At 53.0% G+C, this 23,103-nt stretch carries 18 protein-coding genes and 1 pseudogene; 10 read left to right on the top strand and 9 right to left on the bottom strand.

Going from position 1 to position 23,103, the window contains the following annotated elements; genetic code table 11:
- Positions 1–144 precede the first annotated feature (144 nt).
- From FKG94_RS06475 to FKG94_RS06460, 4 genes are all read left to right on the top strand, one after another.
- The gene (locus FKG94_RS06475) at positions 145–1,128 is read left to right on the top strand and encodes an NAD(P)/FAD-dependent oxidoreductase (protein WP_142903375.1); all 984 of its coding nucleotides are present in this window, start codon (positions 145–147) and stop codon (positions 1,126–1,128) included.
- A 224-nt stretch (positions 1,129–1,352) separates the two neighbouring features.
- Positions 1,353–1,610: a ribbon-helix-helix domain-containing protein gene (locus FKG94_RS06470; protein WP_142903374.1), complete on the top strand. Its 258-nt coding sequence runs from the start codon at positions 1,353–1,355 to the stop codon at positions 1,608–1,610.
- Complete coding sequence (locus tag FKG94_RS06465; RefSeq protein ID WP_142903373.1) at positions 1,597–2,016, top strand: type II toxin-antitoxin system VapC family toxin; 420 nt, start codon at positions 1,597–1,599, stop codon at positions 2,014–2,016. Before FKG94_RS06470 ends, FKG94_RS06465 begins: the two co-directional genes overlap by 14 nt.
- Positions 2,017–2,233: 217 nt before the next feature.
- Positions 2,234–3,952, top strand: coding sequence for a DUF885 family protein (locus FKG94_RS06460; RefSeq protein WP_142903372.1), 1,719 nt, complete (start codon positions 2,234–2,236; stop codon positions 3,950–3,952).
- Positions 3,953–3,966: 14 nt separating this feature from the next.
- On the opposite strand, the gene ppdK is transcribed toward FKG94_RS06460, so the two are convergent.
- The 4 genes from ppdK to cysD all read right to left on the bottom strand — a co-directional run bounded on the left by ppdK (position 3,967) and on the right by cysD (position 12,600).
- Positions 3,967–6,576 (bottom strand): pyruvate, phosphate dikinase, encoded by a 2,610-nt coding sequence (ppdK, locus tag FKG94_RS06455; RefSeq protein WP_142903371.1) that lies wholly within the window; start codon positions 6,574–6,576, stop codon positions 3,967–3,969.
- Between the two features lie 1,012 nt (positions 6,577–7,588).
- Positions 7,589–9,133 carry a hydroxymethylglutaryl-CoA reductase gene (locus tag FKG94_RS06450; RefSeq protein ID WP_142903370.1) on the bottom strand — a complete coding sequence of 515 codons (1,545 nt, stop codon included), beginning with the start codon at positions 9,131–9,133 and terminating at the stop codon, positions 7,589–7,591.
- A 660-nt stretch (positions 9,134–9,793) separates the two neighbouring features.
- The gene (gene cysN / locus FKG94_RS06445; protein WP_142903369.1) at positions 9,794–11,698 is read right to left on the bottom strand and encodes a sulfate adenylyltransferase subunit CysN; all 1,905 of its coding nucleotides are present in this window, start codon (positions 11,696–11,698) and stop codon (positions 9,794–9,796) included.
- Positions 11,698–12,600 (bottom strand): sulfate adenylyltransferase subunit CysD, encoded by a 903-nt coding sequence (cysD, locus tag FKG94_RS06440; protein WP_142903368.1) that lies wholly within the window; start codon positions 12,598–12,600, stop codon positions 11,698–11,700. Before cysD ends, cysN begins: the two co-directional genes overlap by 1 nt.
- A gap of 301 nt (positions 12,601–12,901) precedes the next feature.
- Between cysD and FKG94_RS06435 the strand changes: the two genes are divergently transcribed.
- Complete coding sequence (locus tag FKG94_RS06435) at positions 12,902–13,492, top strand: TetR/AcrR family transcriptional regulator (RefSeq protein WP_142903367.1); 591 nt, start codon at positions 12,902–12,904, stop codon at positions 13,490–13,492.
- Between the two features lie 21 nt (positions 13,493–13,513).
- On the opposite strand, the pseudogene FKG94_RS06430 reads toward FKG94_RS06435, so the two are convergent.
- A pseudogene (locus FKG94_RS06430) lies at positions 13,514–13,699 on the bottom strand (GMC oxidoreductase); the annotation flags it as partial.
- Positions 13,700–14,061: 362 nt separating this feature from the next.
- On the opposite strand from FKG94_RS06430, the gene FKG94_RS06425 reads away from it, so the two are divergent.
- The gene (locus FKG94_RS06425; RefSeq protein ID WP_142903366.1) at positions 14,062–14,250 is read left to right on the top strand and encodes a hypothetical protein; all 189 of its coding nucleotides are present in this window, start codon (positions 14,062–14,064) and stop codon (positions 14,248–14,250) included.
- A 49-nt stretch (positions 14,251–14,299) separates the two neighbouring features.
- Here FKG94_RS06425 and FKG94_RS06420 read toward each other — a convergent pair whose 3' ends face one another.
- Positions 14,300–15,238 carry a S1C family serine protease gene (locus FKG94_RS06420; protein ID WP_179957512.1) on the bottom strand — a complete coding sequence of 313 codons (939 nt, stop codon included), beginning with the start codon at positions 15,236–15,238 and terminating at the stop codon, positions 14,300–14,302.
- A 480-nt stretch (positions 15,239–15,718) separates the two neighbouring features.
- On the opposite strand from FKG94_RS06420, the gene FKG94_RS06415 reads away from it, so the two are divergent.
- From FKG94_RS06415 to FKG94_RS06405, 3 genes are read left to right on the top strand one after another with little or no spacing between them, the layout of a single operon-like run.
- Complete coding sequence (locus tag FKG94_RS06415) at positions 15,719–16,156, top strand: hypothetical protein (RefSeq protein ID WP_142903364.1); 438 nt, start codon at positions 15,719–15,721, stop codon at positions 16,154–16,156.
- Positions 16,157–16,173: 17 nt separating this feature from the next.
- On the top strand, positions 16,174–16,875 hold the full coding sequence (locus FKG94_RS06410; protein WP_246124978.1) for a response regulator: 702 nt from the start codon (positions 16,174–16,176) through the stop codon (positions 16,873–16,875).
- A gap of 22 nt (positions 16,876–16,897) precedes the next feature.
- Positions 16,898–18,283, top strand: a complete 1,386-nt coding sequence (locus tag FKG94_RS06405; RefSeq protein WP_179957511.1) for an ATP-binding protein — start codon at positions 16,898–16,900, stop codon at positions 18,281–18,283.
- 62 nt (positions 18,284–18,345) lie between these two features.
- Here the strand turns inward: FKG94_RS06405 and FKG94_RS06400 are convergent, their stop codons facing one another.
- Positions 18,346–19,038, bottom strand: a complete 693-nt coding sequence (locus tag FKG94_RS06400; RefSeq protein ID WP_142903362.1) for a response regulator transcription factor — start codon at positions 19,036–19,038, stop codon at positions 18,346–18,348.
- A 639-nt stretch (positions 19,039–19,677) separates the two neighbouring features.
- Complete coding sequence (locus tag FKG94_RS06395; RefSeq protein ID WP_142903361.1) at positions 19,678–20,373, bottom strand: YopT-type cysteine protease domain-containing protein; 696 nt, start codon at positions 20,371–20,373, stop codon at positions 19,678–19,680.
- Between the two features lie 676 nt (positions 20,374–21,049).
- Here FKG94_RS06395 and FKG94_RS06390 point away from each other — a divergent pair.
- Positions 21,050–21,796, top strand: a complete 747-nt coding sequence (locus FKG94_RS06390) for a hypothetical protein (RefSeq protein WP_142903360.1) — start codon at positions 21,050–21,052, stop codon at positions 21,794–21,796.
- Between the two features lie 80 nt (positions 21,797–21,876).
- Here FKG94_RS06390 and FKG94_RS06385 read toward each other — a convergent pair whose 3' ends face one another.
- Positions 21,877–22,704: a class I SAM-dependent methyltransferase gene (locus FKG94_RS06385; protein ID WP_142903359.1), complete on the bottom strand. Its 828-nt coding sequence runs from the start codon at positions 22,702–22,704 to the stop codon at positions 21,877–21,879.
- Between the last annotated feature and the right edge of the window lie 399 nt (positions 22,705–23,103).

Raw genomic sequence — 23,103 nt, 5'->3', positions numbered from 1 at the left:
GGGTATCCGGTGTGGCGTTTCTATTCGTTAACCAGCCGAACCTGAAACGCCTATCGGGCCTTGTGACACCGGCGTCCAGCTGCTCTCCAGCTTGGCCCTCTCAACCCGTTTTAGGTATCCTACGACAAATACTGGAGATCATAGATGAGAGTCGCAATCATCGGCGCAGGACTCGCAGGTCTGGTCGCCGGCGCCGAATTAAAAAAACGCGGTGCGCAGGTAGTGATATTTGAAAAATCCCGCGGTAACGGCGGCAGACTCGCAACCAAGCGGCTGGATTGGGGACATTTGGATATCGGTGCCCAGTATTTCACAGCCCGGTCGGAAAGTTTCAAAAGTGAAGTGCGGCGGTGGGAGCAGCATCAGACTGTCGCCCCCTGGCCATTGACTCCTTTCAAACTGATTAATGGCGTTTTGAGCCCGTCTGGCGACGACCAGCGGCGTTATGTCGGCATACCCGATATGAACGAGATGGCGCGCTATCTGGCCGATAGCCTCGAAGTACACGTCGAAACCCGCATCGATAAGCTGCAACACCGGCATGCAGGTTGGACACTGGTCTCGGTGACGGGAGAATCCCACAGCGATTTTGACTGGGTTATTTTAAGCTTGCCGGCGGAGCAATCGAAAGCCCTGTTGACAGATACGAGTGATGTGGCCGACCTAATTCCCGCCACTGTTCACAGCCCCTGCTGGGCACTGGGTTTGGCGACCCGGGGAGCGGTCGCGGAGCATATTCAGGGTATCTTTGGCGACGACACCATCTCCTGGGCCTCGCGGCTCTCCTCACGGCCGCAGCGGCAAGCGCACCGGGGTTACGACGATCTGTGGATGCTGCACTTCTCGCCGGCCTGGTCAACCGCTAACGGCAAAGATACAAACCTGGATATCGCCGACATCGGACTCGACTGGCTGCAGTCGGTTTTGCAAACGCCGTTGACCGCCGCGCACGACTACCGCCACTTCTGGCGCTACGCCAATATCAAAGATACCGCGCTGTCGATACCTCCGCTTGTGGACAGTCATCAACAGCTTGCGGTCATCGGCGCCTGGTGCCGCGGCGGACGTGTGGAGGGCGCCTATTTGTCCGCCATGGATTTGGTTGAGGACTGTTTTTTGAAGGTATGAGATTTGGAAAAATACGCCGCCGGCGACGCCATCCCCACGGCTGGAACAACATCAAAATCATTTATTTATCATAAGCTTATGCCCTTTAACAGCAACAGATATCCCTGTCTGACGTCACCTGACCCAGCATGGTTCCAATGATATAAACACAACCCTTGTATGACACCGTCATACGGTATATAGTGACTGCGCAAAGATCGACGAGTCGGACAGGAGAAAGCAAGATGCGCGTCAATGCCAGACTGGATGAAGAGCATCAAAAAAAGCTTGAAGCGCTGAAACAGATGGATGGGGTTAGCGTGACTGCGGTAGTTGTAGAAGCTATTGATTTGCTCTACGAAAAAAAGGTAAACAAGGCAAAAAAGATGAAAGATTTTTTGGCGAGCGACTTTATTGGCTGCGCGGAAGGTGCCGAAGATTTGTCGGAAAACTATAAAGACTACCTGGACCAAACGTTGAGCAACAAGCATGATCATAGCTGATACGGGTTACTGGCTGGCCCTGGCCAATCCGAAAGACAGGTATCACCACTTGGCTATTGATGTGAGTCACCAGATTACAGTCCCCCTGGTGGTTACCTGGCCGGTACTCACAGAAACTTGCCACTTACTCATGAGCAGACTGGGGGTTAGCGCACAAATTAAGTTTATGGCTCAGCTCCAACAAGTTGCCAAACTGTTTCAGTTGGAATCGAAGCACCTTAATTTTATGCAAATACTGATGGAAAAATACCGGCAACTGCCGATGGACTTGGCGGATGCCTCACTGGTCATAGTGGCGGAAACACTGGGACATGGAGAGATTCTCTCTACAGACCGAAGAGACTTTGAGACGTACCGCTGGAAAAACCATAAGCCCTTTAACAATCTCCTGCTTTCAAGTACCTGACGCGCACGCGCCGCCAAATGTTGTGTACCCGAGATTTTTAGCACATAAACATTAATGAAATCAACCTGCTGTCGGCGATACCCATAAGACGGTATGACAGCAGAGTTGCCGCCAACCGCCCTGCCCGTTGCGCAAAACGCAATAAGATTGACCCGGTTCCGTTATTGTTACCGTCAGGTAAAACTGGTCGAATACCCAAAAAGTATGGGGTAAACGCATGTCCAACAAGCCTGCTTCCAAGATTCTGCTCTCCGTATTTATTTTTTTCTCGAGCTTCTCGCTCAACGCTGGTGCGACGACCGACTTCCAGGCGTTAACAGATTCTTATATCAAATCCTGGGCAGAATTTTACCCAAGTGCCGCTTTTAGCAAGGGGTTGACATCGGCAGCATTCCAATTTGAAGACTTCTCCGGCGACAGAATTGGACACTGGTTGCAATACAACCGCGAAGTCGCCGCCCGGATTCAGGCACAGAAAAGCAACTTGTCTTTAGAACAGCGGCTCAATGCAGAGGTACTGCAACGCCAGATAAAACGCGAGTTTGAACGCTGGGAACACGATAAAGTACAGGCTAACCATCCTATCTGGTATGCGGAATTGATCTCCCAGGCACTAACCTATATTTTGGTGGGTGATCAATTAGCGCCGCATGAAAAAGCACGGGCATTGAAAAAACGCCTGCAAGGCATCGATAAGCTTTGTCATTATGCGATCAACACCCTGCGCAACGGCAGCCCGGAAAGAACGAGGAGATCGTTGCAGGTATTGGAGCGCACCCTGGCGTTTTATCAGAACAACCTGCCGCAGTTAACCCGTGATTGGGCCGGCGATGACAAACAGAAACAACTCCAGACGGCAACCCGCAATACCGCAACCCGAATCAATGATCTGCTGGACCATATTCGCCAGCAGGTTCTCCCCAAAGCCACCCTTTCAGATTACTTTGGCGTGCAGGCATACACCCGGAAATTACAGATAGATGTCGACCTGACACCCGCGCAGCTCGCAGCGCGCGCGGCACAGGAGATCGACGACGTGCGCAGGTTGATGGCAGTGGAAGCCCGGGGCTGGTGGGAGGATAACGGGAAAAAAGTCCCTGAGAAGTCCCTACTGACCGCTGCCATAACGACCATGGAAGAGAATCGTGTCGATAACCGCGAAGACTTCCTTGACTCTTTCGTTAAACTGACACACGCGGCGGAGGCGTTTGTTATTAAGCACGACCTGGCAACCGTCCCCCAGCCCAGAACGCTGTATATCGGGCTGTCTCCCGATCACTTTTCAGGTGCCGCCTACGGCGGCGTTTACCCGGCGGGGCCATTTAATCCGGAAGCTGACACACTCTTTTATCTGCCCACCATACCCGACGCTGCGCCCGAGCAACAAAAGGCAGGGTTCTATCGCTCCTTCAACACCCATTTCAATACGATGATCATTGCCCACGAGATGCTGCCCGGTCACTATATGCAGTATAAGATTGCCGTCCAGCAGGCACCGCCGGTGCGCGCACTTTTTGCCGATGGCGTATACGTTGAGGGCTGGGGAACATTCAGCGAAAAGCTGATGCTCGATGCGGGCTGGGGTGGCGGGGACCGGCTGACCAGGCTGGCACACTTGAGAAAGCGGCTGGAAAATGCAACTCGCGCCTATGTCAGCGTCAAAGTACATACAGAAAACTGGCGCAAACAACAGTTACTGGACTTTGCAACGACTCGCGGGCTGCTGGCACCACAGTTTGCCACCAATCTCTGGCATCGGGTAATAAACAATCCGCTACAAATTACCACCTACTTTCTGGGCTTTCATGGCTTCAAAAGTTTATGGCGTGAGGAGCAGGACCGGCTGGGCGAGAAGTTCAATACTAAAAGCCTTGTCGACGCCGTGTTAGCCGCCGGTCCTATTCCCATCGATGCACTGGGCGGTATTGTCCGATAGCGCTGCCTGCCGGGCTACTTGCTAATGATTTCCTCGGCAACATTGGCCTGCGCCGCCGCCACCCGCGCAATGGGTACCCGAAACGGGCTGCAGGAGACATAGTCCAAACCGAGGTGGTGACAGAAACGAATCGCCTGGGGAGCACCGCCGTGCTCACCGCAAATCCCATACTTGATGTTTTTCTTGCGTGCCCGCGATTCTTTCACGGCCATTTCCATAAGGCGCCCTACCGCTCGTTGATCAAGCGAGACAAACGGGTCGTTTTCGATAAGTTTTTTATTGAGGTACTCGGGGATAAACCGGCCGGCATCGTCGCGCGAGAATCCATAAGTCATTTGGGTCAGGTCATTCGTACCAAAACTCATAAACTCCACCTCCGAAGCCAGGCGGTCGGCCCCGAGGCAGGCCCGCGGGGTTTCCATCATGGTGCCAATCTTATAGGGAATGGAAATACCCTTGTCACGATGTACCTGGTAAACGCTGCGGTCGATGATATCCGCCAGCAACCGTATCTCGCGCACGTTAATGACCAGGGGAATCATAATTTCAGGAAACGGGCTGAAACCTTTTTCCATCGCTTCAGCGGCAGCGCCGATAATCGCTCGCACCTGCATATCGGTGATTTCCGGGTATACGACAGAAAGCCGGCAACCTCGAAAGCCGAGCATGGGATTTACTTCACTGAGATTCTCGGAGGCCTCGCGGATTTTCTCGAAGGACTTCCCTATCCGCTCGGCAAGCGCCCGCATTTCCTCGGTGCTATTTGGCAGAAATTCGTGCAATGGCGGGTCCAGCAGCCGTATCGTAACCGGTAAGCCATCCATAATCTTGAACAGCTCAAGCATATCCTCATGCTGGTACTTGATCAGCTTATCCAGGTAGTGTGTGCGCTCTTCCTGCGACTCGGAAAGAATCATAGCGCGCATATGATCAATGCGCTCGGCCTCGAAAAACATATGCTCGGTGCGGCACAGGCCAATACCCTCCGCGCCCAGTTCACGGGCCTTTCTGGCCTCCTCCGGCGTCTCGGCGTTGGCGCGCACTTTAAGGCGCCGGTGCTTATCGGCCCAGGACAACAGTATCTGAAAATCCTCGCCGGAGCTGGCCTCGATTTTCGGAATCTCCCCGAGCATCACTTCCCCGGCCGCGCCGTCCAGCGTGATAACATCGCCGCGCCTGAGGGTAACACCGCCAGCGGCTACCGCCTCGCCTTTCTGGTAGTCAATATGCAGACTCGAGCAGCCCGTGATTGCACACACGCCCATGCCCCGGGCGACCACGGCCGCGTGGGACGTCATCCCGCCATGTTGGGTCAGAATACCCTCAGCGACTTTCATACCGTGTATATCTTCCGGGGTAGTTTCCCGGCGCACCAAAATCACCTTATTGCCCTTGGCGGCCACTTCGACCGCCTCATCGGCGGAGAACACCACGACGCCGGTGGCTCCGCCGGGACTTGCGGGCAGGCCGCTGGCGACAATATCCGACTTGGCGGTGGGATCGATCATCGGGTGCATAAAAGCTTCTACATGCTCGGGAGAAACGCGCAACAGCGCCTCTTTTTCAGAGATCACCCCCTCATTTACCATCGCCACCGCAATCTTGATGGCGGCACGTCCGGTGCGTTTACCGCTGCGGGTCTGCAGCATATAAAACTTGCGTTCCTGCACGGTAAATTCGATATCCTGCATATCGCGGTAGTGCTGTTCGAGCAATACCTGCGTCCGGTGGAGTTCGTCGTAGACCTCCGGCAAACGCTCCCTGAGAGCCTCGATGGGTTCCGGCGTGCGAATACCGGCCACCACATCCTCCCCCGCCGCATTAAACAGAAATTCACCAAAGAACTCGTGCTCACCGGTGGAGGGATTGCGCGTAAAGGCCACGCCTGAGCCTGAATCATCGCCAAAGTTGCCGAAGACCATGGCCTGCACATTGACGGCGGTACCCAGCGTGTCCGGTATATTGTTCATCTCGCGGTAAACCACCGCCCGCGGGGTATGCCAGGACAAGAACACCGCCTCTATCGCCATGCGCAGCTGAATAAACGGATCCTGGGGGAAATCCGCCAATTCCTTAAATATCTTAATGATGTGTTGCCAGTCTTCGGCCTCCATGTCGGTATCCAGCTTTTTGTTGTGCTGTTGCTTATACCGGCTAATCTCCTGTTCAAACTTATCGCCCTCGATGCCCAATACCACGTCCGCAAACATCTGTATAAAGCGCCGGTAGGAGTCATAGGCAAAACGCGGATTACCGGTTTTTTTGGCCAGGCCGGCCGTGATTTCGTCAGTCAGGCCGAGGTTCAAAATGGTATTCATCATGCCGGGCATGGAGACCGGCGCCCCGGAGCGAACGGAGAACAACAAGGGGTTTTCCGGGTCCCCGAAGCGGGCCCCCATTTTCTTCTCAACCAAGTCAAGGGCTATGCGATATTCCTGTTCGAGCAAGATAGGGAGCCGATTTCCCGCCTCGAAGAACTCCCGGCAGGTCGATGTCGTAATCACAAAACCGAAGGGTACTGGCAGCCCTAATTTGGTCATTTCACAGAGGTTGGCGCCTTTGCCACCGAGTAGATCGCGATCATCCTTGCTACCCTGATCAAATAAATACACACGCTTGGCCATATCTCACTCTCAATTAAGGGTTAATTACATTGCAACGCCGCCCGCAGGCCCGGTCTTACCAGACGGGCGGCAAACCGCTATTTATACCGCGTTAACGCTCTCGAGACAGCCTTTGGTTGTCTGCCCCTGGCAGGGGGGACAAGCGCCCGGAGTGGCGTCAGTGCCGGATAGTTTACAACGGGTGCACAGTATGCCGTACAACGACGAAATCGACACATTCCTTAATGCCTGAGGCGCGGGAAATTATCCAGCAATGTGTAAGGTACTGGATGATGGCAGCGGCTGGATATGGAGGAAGATACCGACAGCCGCTGCCTGTGCGGAGTCAACTTTATTTAAAAACCCCTTATAGATCAATTATTTATAGAACTATAATAAATATTATCTGTAACCTGTCACGAGATATGGTACGCCTGCCTGGTTTGAGCACACTATTGCCTACAGTGGGAATAGGCTATTTTTTACAGTGAGGGGAAAGAAAGAAATAGTAACTGGCTACAAATACACTTCTATATATAGATTTTTACTATTTGAGTTACCAGGGCGCACGTCCTTTTGCCTCGGGACAGTTCCATATGGCACTGACTTAGGGGGTTCACATCATTTTATCGATCCCTGCTCTAGTCGTATCTATCTTGATTAAGAGTACTGCAGATAGGTCTGCCTTTGGCTGGGGCTTTCAGAAACTCTCGACAGCAGGGATGCTGTCGGGACCACCAAGAGTAGGCGCCTTAAGCGAAAGTAGGCGCTTTCGGCGAGTCCCCAGGGGTGGAGCGGGAAACAGCGAGGCGCTGCTTCGCCCCGCGCAACGCCCAAAACCTCTGGTTTTGGGCTGGACCCGCTTGCGGGGGTTCATCGAGGGGACGCCGAGTCCGTGTTTCTGGAAGCCCCAGCCTGAGGCAGACCGGTCAATTAGCACGTTTTCGCTTAAACAAGTGCAAGTCGAAACAGCCCCTCTGTGTCAGGACTGTTGTTCAAGCTGAAATGCCAACTGTAAAATTTTTTTCGATCTTTAGACCTCCATATCAGCATAACCCTCTTTTGCCAATGGATGGTGCGCCGCCGCGAACTCGTCGGAAACAAGCGCCGATAGTGTCGATAAATCTAAAGCTAACGCATAGCCGCAAATAACTTCGGCAAGCCGGGGCGACTTCCCGGCGCCTTCACAGCCGATCATTTGCAGGCATCTATTCTGCTGCGGCAGCCGGGTTCCACCGCCGACCGTACCGATCAGCAGGCTTGGCATAACGAGGCTGGCATAAACCGCATTGCCATTGTTGACAAGTTCGAGCGTCAGATGCCCTACCCCGGACTCGTGCACACTCCCAATGTCCTGCCCGGTAGAGGTAAAGACGGCAGCCACCATATTGGCAATATTAATATTGATGCCGATCATGCCGCCCGCTACCCCGCCGGCCGCGAGACTGTGATAACCCCGGACCAGTTGCTCCGGAGTAACATGCAGGATGCGCTTCATCACTTCGCCGGACACCGTGCACTCTGCGACCGCTCTTGTGCCGCGACCATAGATAAAATTATTAAATGTGACCTTCTTATCGTTTGAGAGATTGGACTCTATGATAAAGCGCTTAACTTTTAATCCCAATTTGCGATCAAGCTTATCCATAATCCAGTGGCACGCCCGCCAGGTGCATCCGGTCACCATATTCTGACCTGCCGCATCCGCGGAATCGTAGACAAAATGAAGGTGTAAATCCCGGCCGACCACCTGTGGCTCAATACTTAACAATTTTGCATGACTCGACATAAGCTGCGTCTGGCTGTTGATATCGGCAAAATGCGATTGTATCCACTGACTGACGAAAAGCGCTTCGTTGAGGTTAGCCAGTTGAAAGAGTGGCACACGGGTAATCCGTCGATTCAAAAACGCCGTTGTCATCCCTCCGCTGACTGTGACCGCAGTTGCACCGCGAGTGGCCGATGCGACCAGCGAGCCTTCGGTCGTTGCCATCGGAGCGAATATATGTCCCTGTGCATGCTTGCCATTGAATAATAAGGGTCCGGCCGCTCCGATAGGCACTTCGACGGTACCGATAAACGATTCTGTAACACTCGGCAGGCTTTCAGGGTCCACGGATGAGCTTGTGATGCAATCGAGATTGACGCCGGTGTAGTCCTGTAAGAAAGCTTCCCGTTGCCGGCGCGCTGTCTCTGTAAACAGCGCGCGTGCCGGCAAACGTGGTCGGGCACCAGGTGCAAGGGGTGTATCCTCAGGTAGAACCTGTTGGCGCAATGTGCTCCAGAACTCGTCTTCGTCTTCCGGTTCTGAGAACCTGGCGATAACGATCGACTCGTTATTGTCAGTTCTTACACAGTCAACGATATCGGTCTTAATGTTGACCTCGATATCTTTCTCGAAGAAGAAACGGGTTGACTCAGATTCAAAGTTACTTTCAGTCGAGTCAATAGTATCTTGGCAGTGCATTTTTATATGATCGGAAGTGATTTCTGCTAAGTTTAAGCGGGTTGAAAAATACGGGTGTTTCACTTGGACGGGGTAATCGCGTAGAGTACTTCCGGGATATACGTTAGTCATATAAGCCTCAATCGTGTGTACTTCACTCTGCTGGACAACTGCATTTAACGGCTATTGCCACAATAAATGCGGGGAACGCCCCTGAACCCGAAAACGCACTTACCTTCTGGCTGGTCTTGTAGCGAACAAACTCAATCTCCACTTGTGCGCAAGCACTCATTAAAACTCGACAGGTTCAGCCATTCAGTAGATGACCACGTCCTTCGGGCGGGGTTTTGATTTACGGTAAAATATAGGTTATTGGCACTTATTATAATCCCGAGAGGCCGGTAAAAGGCCTCTCGGGACCAACTGCACCTGTAAGTGGTTATTTCCTGTTATTAGTTCCACCCAGTTACAGATAAATGGCCATTTCTCTCTGAATTTAATCCGCAAATCACCCGGAGACTGTAAACAGGCCGAAATGCAGAGTTACTTAGGGTCTGCCTACACTAATCAATTGATCAGCGATAAATGAAAAGTTGATAAAAAAACCTGAAAACAGTATCTAGTGCTTCGACCAGGAAGTAATTTCACTTCGGTGGCATTAGGTTTCGATCCGAGTATGTGGTAAAGGGCTACTCTCACCAACTTGGACGCACGGATGAATTTAGGGATGTCGCCGGAAAGCAGCGCTAAACCGCGCCGCGTGGTTGAATGCCATGCCGGTGCGCCGGCTGCTCAGTTTACCAGGTATTCCTCGCGATCCAGGTAATCGACGATTTCGGCGGCGATTTTATCCGTGGTTTTATCCGCGGTTTTGATATGGATCTCGGGGTTTTCCGGCGCCTCGTAGGGGCTGTCAAGGCCGGTAAAATTCTTGATTTCACCTTTGCGGGCCTTTTTATACAGCCCTTTCGGATCGCGCGCCTCGCACTCTTGCAGCGGGGTATCGATAAATATCTCGATAAAACCGGTGGCGCCGCACAACCGGCGCGCCTGCTCGCGGTCGCGGCGAAACGGCGAGATAAAACAGCTCAGCACAATCAGGCCGGCATCGGCCATCAGGTTGGCCACCTCGCTGATACGGCGGATATTTTCCACCCGGTCGGCTTCGGTAAAACCCAGGTCCTTGTTAAGGCCGTGGCGTACATTGTCGCCGTCCATGGTATAGGTATGGTTGCCGCGGGCGAACAGTTTTTTCTCCACCAGGTTGGCGATGGTGGACTTGCCGGCACCGGATAAACCGGTAAACCACAGCACCACCGGCTTTTGCTGCTTGGCGGCGGCGCGCGAGGACTTGGTGACATCGTGGGCGTGCCAGTGCACGTGGGTGGCGGTGTCGAGGCTGTGACGCAGCATACCGCAGCCGACGGTTTTGTTGGTGATTCTATCGACCACCACAAAGCAACCGGTGCTGCGGGTCTGCTCGTAGGGGTCGAAGGCAATACTTTCCGACAGCGCCAGCTCGCAGCGCGCCACTTCGTTCAGCGTCAACACCTCGGCGGCCTGCTGCTGCAGGTTATTGACATCGACCTTGTAGTTGATGGCGGTGATATTGCCCGGCACGGTGCGGCTTTCCAGCCGGATCAGATAGGGGCGGTTAAGCACCATTTCATGCTCGTCCATCCACAGGATATCGGCGGCCAGATCGCCGCTGACTTGCGGGCGCGCCTTACAGGTAGACAGGGTATCGCCGCGGGAGATATCGATTTCGTCCTCGAGGGTGAGGGTTACCGCCTGCTCGCAGATAGCCTCCGGCAGCTCGCCGTCATAGGTGACAATACTTTTTACGCGGCTGGTTTTGCCGCTCGGCAGCGCCACCACCTCTTCGCCCACGGCCACCCTGCCGGCGGCAATGGTGCCGGAGAAACCGCGGAAGTCCAGGTTGGGGCGGTTGACCCACTGTACCGGCATACGAAAGGGCTTATGGGTCTCCTCGCGGCTCACGTCGACACTTTCCAGGTGCTGCATCAGGCTCGGGCCTTGATACCAGGGCATGGCCTGCGTCTTGCGCAGCACATTGTCGCCTTCCAGCGCCGACATCGGAATGGCTGTGATATCGCTGAAATTCAGCGCCTTGGCGAACTCGAGATAGTCGCGCTTGATGTTGTCGAACGTTTTTCGGTCGTAGTCCACCAGGTCCATTTTATTGATCGCCAGCACCACATGGCGGATACCCAGCAGCGATACGATATAACTGTGGCGCCTGGTTTGGGTCAGCACCCCCTTGCGTCCGTCGATCAGGATGATCGCCAGCTCCCCGGTGGAGGCGCCGGTGGCCATATTGCGGGTGTACTGCTCGTGGCCGGGCGTGTCGGCGATAATAAACTTGCGCTTGTCGGTGGAGAAGAAGCGATAGGCCACATCGATGGTAATGCCCTGCTCGCGCTCCGCCTGCAGGCCGTCGACTAAAAGCGCCAGGTCGATTTTATCGCCGGTAGTGCCGACTTTCCTGCTGTCGACTTCCAGTGCGGCAAGCTGATCTTCAAAAATCATCTTCGAATCGTACAACAGACGGCCGATCAGCGTACTTTTGCCGTCATCGACACTGCCGCAGGTAATCAGGCGCAGAAAGCTCTTGTGTTCCTGCTCGGTCAGATAAGTCTCAATATCGGTTTCGATCAAGTCGGATGCGTGAGCCACTAGAAGTACCCCTCCTGTTTCTTCTGCTCCATGGAAGCGCCGTGATCCTGGTCGATCACCCGACCCTGGCGTTCGGAGGTGCGGGTCAGCAGCATTTCCTGAATGATTTGCGGCACGGTCTGCGCCTCCGATTCCACCGCGCCGGTCAGCGGGTAGCAGCCCAGGGTGCGAAAGCGCACTTTTTTCATCTGTACTTCTTCGCCCGGCTGCAGCGGCATACGGTCGTCGTCCACCATAATCAACGTGCCGTCGCGCTCCACCACCGGGCGCTCCCTGGCGAAATACAACGGCACCATGGCAATGGATTCCTGGTGGATATACTGCCATACGTCCAGCTCAGTCCAGTTGGAAAGGGGGAACACCCGCATGCTTTCGCCCTTGTGAATACGACTGTTATAGGTGCGCCACAATTCCGGACGCTGGTTTTTCGGGTCCCAGCGGTGCTGATTACTGCGGAAGGAAAAAATGCGCTCCTTGGCGCGGGACTTTTCCTCATCGCGGCGCGCGCCGCCGAAAGCGGCATCGAACTGGTATTTATTCAGCGCCTGCTTCAAGGACTGGGTTTTCATAATATCGGTATGCACCGCGGAGCCGTGGGTAAAGGGGCCGACACCCTGCTCAACACCCGCGCGGTTGATATGCACAATCATCTCCAGCCCCAGTTCCTTGGCCAACCGATCGCGGAACTCGATCATCTCCCGAAACTTCCAGGTCGTATCGATATGCATCACCGGGAATGGCGGCAGCGACGGGTAAAAGGCCTTCATCGTCAGGTGCAACAGCACCGAGGAGTCCTTGCCGATGGAATAGAGCATCACCGGGTGGCGACTCTCGGACGCCACCTCGCGAATGACATGGATGCTTTCCGCCTCCAGGCGCTGCAGATGTGTCAGGGTGTTCATAGGTCACTAACCTCTATCAGAGCAGGCTCGCGGCTGGGCCGCCATTTGATTCAAACTTCTCAATAAAATCTATAGAATTATAGAAATTCTATAGAACGACAGAAATTCTATAGTTCTATTTATAGCTTGGCAAGATTTTTCTATAGGTCTATTTATAGAAAATAGTTATAGTAGCCCCGCGACTCCCGCCGGAGTTGCCTTTCCTGCCGGGGTACAATTCCCTATAATCCCCGCTGTTTTGGCCCTGGAACGGCGTTTTCGGGCACGGTGGAAGCCCTGGCGGTCAATAGTGGAGCCGGTTTTGGCAGACAAGAAATCCAAGTACGATCAGCGCTATATGGCGGCCGTGGATGCCGCGGCGGCGGTATTTGCCGACAAGGGTTACCACGGTGCCGGCACCCTGGATATCGCCGAAAAGCTTAATATCAAACAGGGCAGCCTCTACTACTACTTTCCCTCGAAAGAAGCGGCGCTGGAGGCAGTGTGTCTGGAGGGGATCAAATACGGGGTGGCTTACCTGGAGTCGCTGCTGCAGGAGGAGCGGTCATTTGCCGAGACCATTAAGGCCATTCTGCACCATACCCTGAGCTCGCTGCACGATCGGGCGGATTATATGATTGTGTTTGACGATGAGCGCCAGTGTATCCCCGTGGAGCGACGCGGGCGAATTCGGGAGCAGTCGAGTTACTACCATAAACTGCTGGAGCAGATTTTCCGGCGCGCGCAGCAGCGCGGGGAGATGAAGCGGCATTTGGATATCTATATTTCGGTGCGGGCATTTACCGGGTTGTTATCTTCGATTTCTTCGTGGTATCACACACAGCAGGATATTGATAGTGAAGCGGTGGCGGAGCAGTATAGTGAGATGTTTTTGGGGGGGAGTTGTGCGTAGGTGCGGTCGTTTGGACTCGGCTTAACCGGCCGCCAAACTCATCTCCGCCGCCTTCTCACCAATCATGATCGCCGGCGCATTGGTATTGCCGCCGATCAAAGTCGGCATAACGGAAGCATCCACAACACGCAGCGTATCAACCCCGCGAACGCGCAGCTGCGGATCAACCACTGCCAGTTCATCGAACCCCATTTTGGGCGTACTTACAGCAATTTGCAAAAAGCCCCACGCGGCAATCCATGGCCACTTGCGCCTCCACATCTACAAGAGATTGCACGAAGTTTTGAGATCGGGGCCTCGGCGTGCCTCACTCCGCTCGCAGTGCCATAGTGTTCCAGCAGGAACGGATGGTTTCTCAAGTGCGCCGGCAACTCTACCCGCTCGACAATTTCGTCTGGTGTCAGTTTCCGCTGCGACGGCTGTGTTACGCTTCAGTCCATTAATCCGGCCAGTTAGTGGGTGCCTCATACTAGTAAAGTGACCGATCGAGGACCGGTGCCAAGGCGACATCTATCGGTGTCTGGGTACCTACCGTAAGCGGGCCCGATAACAAGACGATAATAATTGAGATGACAACGCGCAGTACCACCCTCGCCACCTGGGCTGGCGCCATCGCCTCAGCACTCGAACACCGCGGCCTCGACAGTCAGGCGATCTTCGCTAGAGTCGGCCTGGATATCGCACAAACACAAGACCCCGATGCCCGTTACCTGGTCACCGATATGACCAATCTGTGGCATTTTAGGAAGGTGGTCTAACCTATCGGCAGTGCCTGAACCAGGCAAGTACAGCAAAGATCTCTTGCTGTTAAAGCGTTGTCGGGTCCGGTTTACTGGCGGTGAGCTGTACCTTGCTGCCGTTTCGATAAACCGTAATTTCCATGGTATCGCCCTCCTTCAGGCTTTTCGCATAGCGCCTCGCTCTTCGCATCCCATCGGGCGTCGCACTGACCTCCTCGCCGCCAATGCCAATAATCACATCGCCTCCCAGCAGCAGGTTTTGTCCGGCAATGACGGCGGATATGCGGCCTGGTTGAAGACCAAAGCGGTCGCCCATGGAACCATAGGCGACCTGCTGGACCAGAATACCATTGGGAAAAGGTACATTGATGGCATCGGCCAGTGTCTTCGACATAGGCACAAATTCCATTCCTGTCCATACCGGTGGGTTATCCAGCAACAGGCGCTTTACCATGTTGATACTGGCGGCAAAACCTAAGCCTTCACTGCCACCGGAAAAGCTGCGAATATGACTGACAATACCGACCACCTCACCCTTTGTATTGAACATAGGTCCACCGGAGTTACCGCGGTTAATCGGCGCGTCGGTTTGCAAAAACTCTGTTTGGATAAGAGCAGTGCTATCTTCACTTGTGCGACGGCCGCTGAGGTGGCCCACGGTCAGCGTTTGGGTCAGTCCGTAGGGGGCGCCGACAATGAAGACCTCTGCACCGATATCAATGGCATCTGAGTCACCAATCTTGGCGGTGGGCATATTTTTGAGGGGCGTTATCAGACGAATAACGGCGAGATCCGCCAGTGGAATTGAACCTACGGTCCTGGCGGGGTAGATTTTTCCATCGACGGTTTTTACTTCAATACGGTCAGCGATATGCACCACGTGGGAAGCGGTCAGAATAAACCCGTCTTCAATCAACACCCCTGAACCCAATCCACCTTGCCGGCTTTGAACAACACCTTTTTCCGTCACCTTTTCAACGTACCGGTTGGTTTTAATCAACACCACACTGGGACTGACTTTTTTATAAAGTTTGCTAAAGTCTGTAGCATAGCAAGGCCTTGGGGAGAAAAAGGCAAGTAGCAGTAGAACGAAGCCGATTGATTTCATCGTTTATATACCTTTGGAAACTGAACATTGAGAATGATTCAGCCTGACCTGCCCCTGACCGGCTGAATGAAGGCGCAGGGTGTTTAGCTGTTGTGTTGTGAGACAGGCTGCGGAAAATCGACCAGAGTTATCATATCCGTTGGTACTTACCGGCAGCGTTGCCGTTACTTTCACGGCTTGCCCGCTTCGGGGGTGAATTATAGACAGCGTAATGTGAAGCACCGCCACAAAATGAAAAGAAACGTAAAACTATAGGAACGGACCGGAATAGCCCTTGGGGCGGGTCGCGGCGCCCATTAACATTTCTTTGCATTTTGTGGCGGAGCTTCACATTCCGGCCTCTATAATCTCGCTCTGAACCCGTTGAGGAGCCAACTCATGACATACCGTCGGATCAAAACTACGATCGCGGCATGCTGCCTAAGTCTGCTTGCCGCCGCCGTCGCAGCCGATGTTCAATTCGAACAACGCCTGGCTGAAACAAAAGCGCGCCTGAACCTGAGCGACGAAAAGGTTGAGCAAATCAGGCCTGTTCTGGCATTGAGTTTCACTTCCTCACGGGATATATTGGCCAGCTATGGGATCGACCCCGCAAATCCGGACAAGGGCGCCGGCAAAGTCCAAGACAACAAGCCAAGAAGGCTCGGCTTCAAGAGTGTGCGAAAATTAGGCGAAGAGCTGGGGGCGGTGCGAGACAGCACACTCAAGGCGCTCAGCGGCATGCTCACTGACGATCAACTCGTGCAATACCGGGAACTCCAGGCGGAGCGGGCAGCGGCACTGCGTCAACATATCCGCGAGCGCCGCCAGGGTTAACCGCAGGTAAATAGTCAATGACGATTAATGAAGCCGTGACACGCATCCTGATCGTTGATGACGATAAGGAATTCGTACAACTGATCGATGAATTTCTAACCGCTGAGGGAGGTTTTGCGGTAACCGCCCGCCACGACGGCGAGGCGGGTGTAGCGGCCGCCCTGGACGGCTCTTTTGACGTTATCGTCCTGGATGTGGGCATGCCCAGGCTTAACGGCTTCGAAGCGCTCAAGTTGATTCGCCAACAATCCAGCACTCCCGTCATTATGCTTACCGCGCGGGGCGATGATATTGATCGCATTCTCGGACTCGAGATCGGCGCGGACGATTATGTGCCCAAACCCTGCAATCTGCGCGAGCTGACAGCGCGAATTCGCGCTATTCTGCGCCGCGCCCAGACCACGGAGGCTGTGGAGGAGACCGGTCTGACGGTCGGCGATCTGAGAATCGAGCCGGGCTCCCATTCGGTTTTCTGCGGCGACACCCTGGTGGCCTTGACCGGCGCCGAATTTCTGGTGCTTGAAACCCTGGTGCAAGCGGCCGGTGAAGTTGTCGACAAAAATACGATTATGCGCAGCGCCCTCGGCCGGCGCAGCGGGCCCTTTGACCGCAGTGTCGATGTACACGTCGCACATCTGCGAAAAAAGCTCGGTCCACTACCCAATGGGCAGCAACGTATCAAAACCGTGCGGGGTCGCGGTTACCTCTACGTGGCTTGATCATGAACTACGTGGCCTGATCATGAACCGTTTTTTTCGACGTATCTTCCTCGCATTTTGGGTGATGGGCGTTGCCACGGTCATCCTGGCCTACCTGGTGGCCAACCTGTTACACCTGTCGGCGGCTTCAGTAGGCAAAGACCACTATGAAAAGCAATTGGTGGCCACGATCGCCCGGGACTTGAGAGGCCAACTGGCTACCGGCCCAAGCCCCGCCGCGGCTGTCGCCACCGTGGGGCAGCGGCACCTGCTCGAGGTAGGTGACCTGTTGCGTATTTTTATCATCGACCCCGAAGGCCGGGACATTGCCGGCCGGCCGCTGCCGGCACCGGTGGCTCGCCTGATGCGTCCCGAGGGCGCTGAGCCTGCCGGTACCCTGGCGTTCTGGGCACCTCCGCTTACCGTACAGAGCGAAGGGCTGCACGGCTATCGGATCGTTGGCTACCCCATTGCCCCACCCGTCGGTCGCACCCTGCTGCAACCACACGGACGCGCATTGATGATGGTCGTCAGTATACTGGTCAGCGCAATTATCTCCCTGGTACTGGCGCGCTTCATCGCGCTGCCGATACAGCGCCTGAGGAAAGCCGGGCAACGGGTAGCGGCGGGCGATCTCAGTGTGCGCGTCGCCCATACCCTGGGCAGGCGCACCGACGATATCGCCAAGCTCGCCCAGGATTTCGATGTGATGACCGGACGGGTCGAACATCTGATCGCGTCGCAACAGCAGTTGATGCGTGACGTTTCCCATGAACTGCGCTCGCCGCTGGCTCGCATCCAGGCAATATTGTCCATCGCCCGGCAAAAAGCGCGACAGGACGATATGGCGAATATCGATCGGATGGAGCACGAAGTAGAGCGACTCAACGCGCTGATCGGTGAAATCCTGTCCTTCGCACGGCTGCAAAGCCGGCAACAGGTTGAACCCTGCGCTACCGATCTGGTCGACCTGGTCCGCACGATTGTTGAGGACGCGCACATTGAAGGCAGGGAGAGCTATAAGGATGTGCGCATGAGCGGTCCGGACCGCTGTGTCGTTTCAGTAGACACCGCACTGATTCACCGGGCCGTTGAAAATATCGTCCGTAATGCCCTGAAATACACAGCGGAGTACACTGCCGTGGAGATCGCCATCACCGTGCGGGATGACGCTGTCACCGTGACCGTCGACGACCGCGGCCCCGGGGTACCTGAAGCCGCGCTGGAAAAGCTGTATATGCCCTTCTATCGGGTCAATGAGGTGCAAAACCACTCCCCCGCCGGCAGCGGTGTCGGCCTGGCGATTGCCGAGCGCAGTGTCAGCCTGCACGGCGGCAGCATCCGCGCCAGCAATCGAGACGGCGGTGGTCTGAGCGTCGAAATTAGCCTACCCCAAGAATCCGGGGGATCGCAATCCCCTGCTTCGTGACGCCTGCCATAGGTGATAATGCCACCGTAGCAATCCACAGTATTTTCCATGCCAGTCCCTCATTAGGGCCCTTTTGTCGCTATCATGCGATAGCCTCGACCGCGAATCGTCCTGATCAACTCAGGCTCGCCATTGGGGGCTATCTTGACGCGAAGACGGCGGATATAGACCTCGACAATATTCGTCTGCGGGTCCGTGTACAGACCCCACACATTTTGCAAGATTCGGGTTCGCGTCACGACTTTACCAACCTGTGACATCAATAGCTCCAGCAGCCCATACTCCATGGAAGTCAGCTCAATCGGCGTTGCACCGCGTTTCAGGCTTAAGGCGTCACGGTCAAAAACGAGATCGTCAACGGTAAGAATCCAGTCGTTGAGAACCGCTGTCTCGCCGCAGCTGCGTCGTATCACCGTCCCAAGCCGTGCCAGGAGTTCCTTGAAATCAAACGGCTTGGTCACATATTCATCCGCACCGAACCGCAAGCCGCGTACAATGTCCTGAGTAGAGCCGAGCGCCGTCAACATCACGATCGGGACGCGTGAGCCCTCCTCGCGAAGCTTGCGACAAATCTCCCTGCCGTTCATACCGGGTAGCATAATATCGAGAATCAGCCCATCGTATTTGTTCCTCTTCAAGAGAAGGTAACCATCCTCACCGTTCAAGACGTGTTCGACGTTATATCCTTCAGCTTGCAGGGCTTTTGAGACTAAACCGGCGATCAGGGAATCGTCTTCGACCAATAGAATTTTCATGGCTTGGTGAACCCCAGCGCCTCTGATTTGGCATGTGGGCAGCCAAAGAGCACAATCGAGGCGGTGGTAAGACGTTTGCGGAACCTATTCATTCTTCGCTTTTTCCAGTCCAAGGGCCTTGAGTTATCACGTTCGTCGGCCACTGTATTTTACTGTTGCTTGACTGTGATATTACCCGGCAGATGCCGCAACATTGATTTTATGGTTGCTTGCTCTGGGGGAAGATTATAGGTGCAGGAATGTGAAGCACCGCCACAGAGTGAAAAGAAACGTAAACTTATCTTTATTTGGTGTGAGACCTGACCCTTGACCGGTGTGACCCGACCTTGATCAGACGCGCCTGCCCGCCGCTCACCGGGGTCGGGCGGGAGCAAGCGGTTAACAGTAAGACTATAGAGATACAGGCGAGGGGAAAGCGCTTCATTTTATTATTGCTCTTGTGGGCATGCCTGCTAAGGCTGCCTGAACCGACACACAAAGAAAGCTGCGAATTTGACAATGGCTGCCAAAAATTGACTGGGGACAGTGTCTCGAATCCCTAAACCGGTAAGGGCCGAATCGGTTAGCAGAGTTTTCCTTAAGGACCAACAATCGGCGCCATAGGCGAGTGCCATTCGAGATAGTGCTCCCATTAGCAAATCAGGAGAAACGATATAACTCCGCTAACGTGGCAAAGTAATCTCTGCCCTCACCGCACGCGAAGCCATTTAAAAACTTTCTGAAGTTGTCTATGCTGGTTACGCCTTGAAATTGAACGACACCATAATTAGGCTCGAAGAAAATAAGCAGGCGAAACCCGGTAGTAGGATGGACCATACTTCGAAGAGCCATCGCATGACCGACCATAAGGGAGTTTGTTGCCGCTATCAACCAGTAAGCATTGTCAGTATCAGAGTTTATATGCGGTCGAATTAACGGAATAACTTCCTCACCACTCCAGTGGAACATCTTGGATTGTTTATATTTCAAACTGACGTTCCACATACCGTCCTCAAGGGCCCGTGTTCTGCCGGCGAGTGTTGACAGAGCACCCTGGTCTTGCATGACACAACCTATAAATGTTTGCAGATCACTGACGTTATGAAAGTTACCTTTGTCTTCATAGCCACTGCTGGTGTCGTCGACAAACTCGCTAATCCATCTGAGTGGTTGTTGGTAGGAGAAACGCCTGGAATAAAGAAGGAACCCCATCGCCAAGCCTAAACAGACCCCACTATTATTATCTGGGCTCATTGCCAAATACGGATTAGTGTCCCTATTGCCTGTCAGGATGTCCGACTGGCTATAAAGCAGGTATCCTGAACCGTAGTTTCTAGCCAATGTTTCAAACCTCATACTTGCTTCTCCTACTCTTTTAGGCCTCCGCGGTGGCAGAGAGTCTGTATCGAAGTATTTACGGATAGGGTTAGAGATATTATCGCTACATACGATTGCACACGCCTTACATAAACCTGTGACACCGTTATTGATGTACGGCTTTTAACTGATTTAGTTAGAAAAATAATAACTGACTTGCATTTAGCTGGTGCGATTATAATCGCAGTCTTCACGAACTCAACTGTTATAACCTCGCGTTAATACTCTGTTAATTTTCGAATAAAAAGCGACCGCGCTTTGGCTGAATTCACTTATTATGAGGTAGATCTCACACAATAAATTAGTGTCTTCTATCAATAATTTGGTACCATAAAAATAGTTCTATGTGTTTAGTAATAGAGTAGAGACAAAACCAAACACGCCAAGACGGCTTCCACTTTGATTCGACTTCAGCGCATGTCACGCATTTTTTGAAAAACTTATGATCTTAGTCAATACCATTGATAGTCATGATCAGTGAGTTAGTGTTAGAAGCGATTTTAAAACGGATAATTTCGATACGCAGCTTGATTAGACATTTTTTAGTCGACTGGACTTAAGATAATCAAACACCAAAACTTTGGAGGTATCTCAATGGCTTTGGGTCTCAATGATTTAAATATATATGAATGCATATTAGAGGAGGAGTAAATATATGTATACTTCAATTGACTTATTCAGAGAACATTATGAACTAGCATGCGAGATAGAGCAGGAGAGAATACGTGATATAGGTCTTCCTGATATTCGCGGAACTGTAGGCAACATAAATGCAAGTGTCGATAAAGCTTGGCGTCTCTACGAAAATGCTCAAAATCCCACCCTCAGGCTTACTTTATTCGGGCGTTTCAGTCAGGCCAATGGCGGCTGGATTGATACTTCGCCGAGGGTTGTAAAGCCTGCATCTGGCCCTACAATACTCAACCCGTGCAAAAAACGCAGTGCTAAGCAAACCGCACCGGGGTGGATAGAGCATAACTTCGGTTTTGTCGATGGCCGGATTGCCCAGCCTGACGGGAGCGGGGGGCCGGGCGGTTCCGTTCAACACATGCCGGCTAGTGAATTTAACCTGCATGTCAATGATGCTTGGTTACTGGGAGGAGTGCATAAGTACCTACCGTTCTATGCGGCATCCAAACTTAGTGAAGAAAATATGTTCCGCAATAAATACAGGAGGTTGGGAATTACAGGAAGGGAGCTTTTTTGCTTATTATTGGCGGGTTACAGACCAGTGACTAATCCTAAGTTAGGAACAGTTATGACATGTAGGGATAGGCAACAGGCTGATGCACTTAATCTGGTTAACATTGAAGCTGAGATAGATGACTTAGAGAGAAAACATAGGAATGGCACATCTGAGCTAACCAAAATGGCGCGGGCAGCCGGCATAGAGCTGTATTAGGGATTTTCAAAAATTAGCAATTCGCCATGCACAGAACATGGATGGTGATGCCCTCCACCGCAGGCATCACCATCATTACCTTAGATCAAGCTGGCGACAATACCAATATAATTCCCCTTCGGATTTAACGGCTCCCCGCTCAACTCTCCAACCATCTGGTCAAGCTTGAATCCAGCGTCACTCAACTCGGCCTCAATGCTTTCCGGAGTGAAATGCTGAAACCAGTTGAAGACTTGCCACGTTTCGGTGGGTTCTACAATCAGATAGCGATCCAACGACAGGCGCTCCTCCGGATAAACAAAAGATCGCTGAATCCCAACATAGTCACCAGCGGCCCAGAACCCATCCATAAACCGATCCTCCATAATAGTCAGCTCCTCTTTGCTGGCAAAAAGCCCCATCCCTGCAACATCAATCACAATCTGCCCACCAGGATTAAGCATTTCTTTCATGCGGGAAAGTAAGGTTTTCCTTTGTTGTGACGACAGAACACAGAAGTCGCAATAAATCAGTGTTAATACATCGAAGCCAATAGGCAGGTCATCTGACAGGTAGTCAGCATGAATATAACGGATGGGCTTTTTAGTCTGGGATTTGGCGTGCTCTAATGAATGTGTTGAAAAGTCCACACCAGTTACCACAGCGCCTCTGGACGCGAAACGCTTAGTATATAGTCCGGGCCCGCAGCCAAGATCACAAACGTGTTTACCCGAAAGACTCAACTGCTCGTCAATCCAGCTAACTACACGATCGATGGTTTCAAGTTTCCGCGAGGCAAGATCAGTTTCCTGGTCAAGGTGAAAATTCAGCATCTGCCGAGCAAGGTGGGGGCGGGTCCATAACGCCTTCGCGGTGTAGCATGAGAAAGGCTCTGGACGTCGAGAAAAATCAAATAACAATTCATACATAGCAATAATCCTTCAAAGCCGTAAGGCTCTAAAATAATGGGAAAATAGGATTAAAGGAAACACAGGTCAGCGCTGCTCAATGAACTCAGATCTGAACAGGCTTGAGGGGCGTGCTACCGCATTTATGTAGATGTCATTTCATAATGCCGCGAGGATAGCAAATTCGTGTATCTCCAGCAATGGGTTGCAATGATAGCCGCGTTAAAAACTGACACTGCCGTGCTTGTCCTGGTAGTTCCTGATACCCGCTGCTTCTGCTCAGTTAAATAGCGTTTCACCCCTCGCCTCGCTGCCTATTATTTAAACAGCCAAGGGGACAAGACAACGACTCTGACAGAAGAGTGAACTTAATAGCTGAATTTACCACTTGTACAAAGCGTGTGCTTTTGCATGCCGTGT

This window comes from Exilibacterium tricleocarpae (assembly GCF_007004655.1).
Lineage (GTDB): Bacteria > Pseudomonadota > Gammaproteobacteria > Pseudomonadales > Cellvibrionaceae > Exilibacterium > Exilibacterium tricleocarpae.
The sequence above is the reverse complement of the archived record's forward strand: the minus strand, read 5'-3'. Positions and strand labels throughout refer to the sequence as shown.

Coding starts and splice junctions, on each gene's coding strand:
- FKG94_RS06400 (WP_142903362.1), bottom strand. CDS start 19,038: ATGAAAATTCTATTGGTCGAAGACGATTCCCTGATCGCCGGTTTAGTC.
- FKG94_RS06405 (WP_179957511.1), top strand. CDS start 16,898: ATGAACCGTTTTTTTCGACGTATCTTCCTCGCATTTTGGGTGATGGGC.
- FKG94_RS06410 (WP_246124978.1), top strand. CDS start 16,174: ATGACGATTAATGAAGCCGTGACACGCATCCTGATCGTTGATGACGAT.
- FKG94_RS06390 (WP_142903360.1), top strand. CDS start 21,050: ATGTATACTTCAATTGACTTATTCAGAGAACATTATGAACTAGCATGC.
- FKG94_RS06465 (WP_142903373.1), top strand. CDS start 1,597: ATGATCATAGCTGATACGGGTTACTGGCTGGCCCTGGCCAATCCGAAA.
- FKG94_RS06395 (WP_142903361.1), bottom strand. CDS start 20,373: ATGAGGTTTGAAACATTGGCTAGAAACTACGGTTCAGGATACCTGCTT.
- cysD (WP_142903368.1), bottom strand. CDS start 12,600: ATGAACACCCTGACACATCTGCAGCGCCTGGAGGCGGAAAGCATCCAT.
- FKG94_RS06460 (WP_142903372.1), top strand. CDS start 2,234: ATGTCCAACAAGCCTGCTTCCAAGATTCTGCTCTCCGTATTTATTTTT.
- FKG94_RS06470 (WP_142903374.1), top strand. CDS start 1,353: ATGCGCGTCAATGCCAGACTGGATGAAGAGCATCAAAAAAAGCTTGAA.
- FKG94_RS06415 (WP_142903364.1), top strand. CDS start 15,719: ATGACATACCGTCGGATCAAAACTACGATCGCGGCATGCTGCCTAAGT.
- FKG94_RS06385 (WP_142903359.1), bottom strand. CDS start 22,704: ATGTATGAATTGTTATTTGATTTTTCTCGACGTCCAGAGCCTTTCTCA.
- FKG94_RS06425 (WP_142903366.1), top strand. CDS start 14,062: ATGACAACGCGCAGTACCACCCTCGCCACCTGGGCTGGCGCCATCGCC.
- FKG94_RS06475 (WP_142903375.1), top strand. CDS start 145: ATGAGAGTCGCAATCATCGGCGCAGGACTCGCAGGTCTGGTCGCCGGC.
- ppdK (WP_142903371.1), bottom strand. CDS start 6,576: ATGGCCAAGCGTGTGTATTTATTTGATCAGGGTAGCAAGGATGATCGC.
- FKG94_RS06450 (WP_142903370.1), bottom strand. CDS start 9,133: ATGACTAACGTATATCCCGGAAGTACTCTACGCGATTACCCCGTCCAA.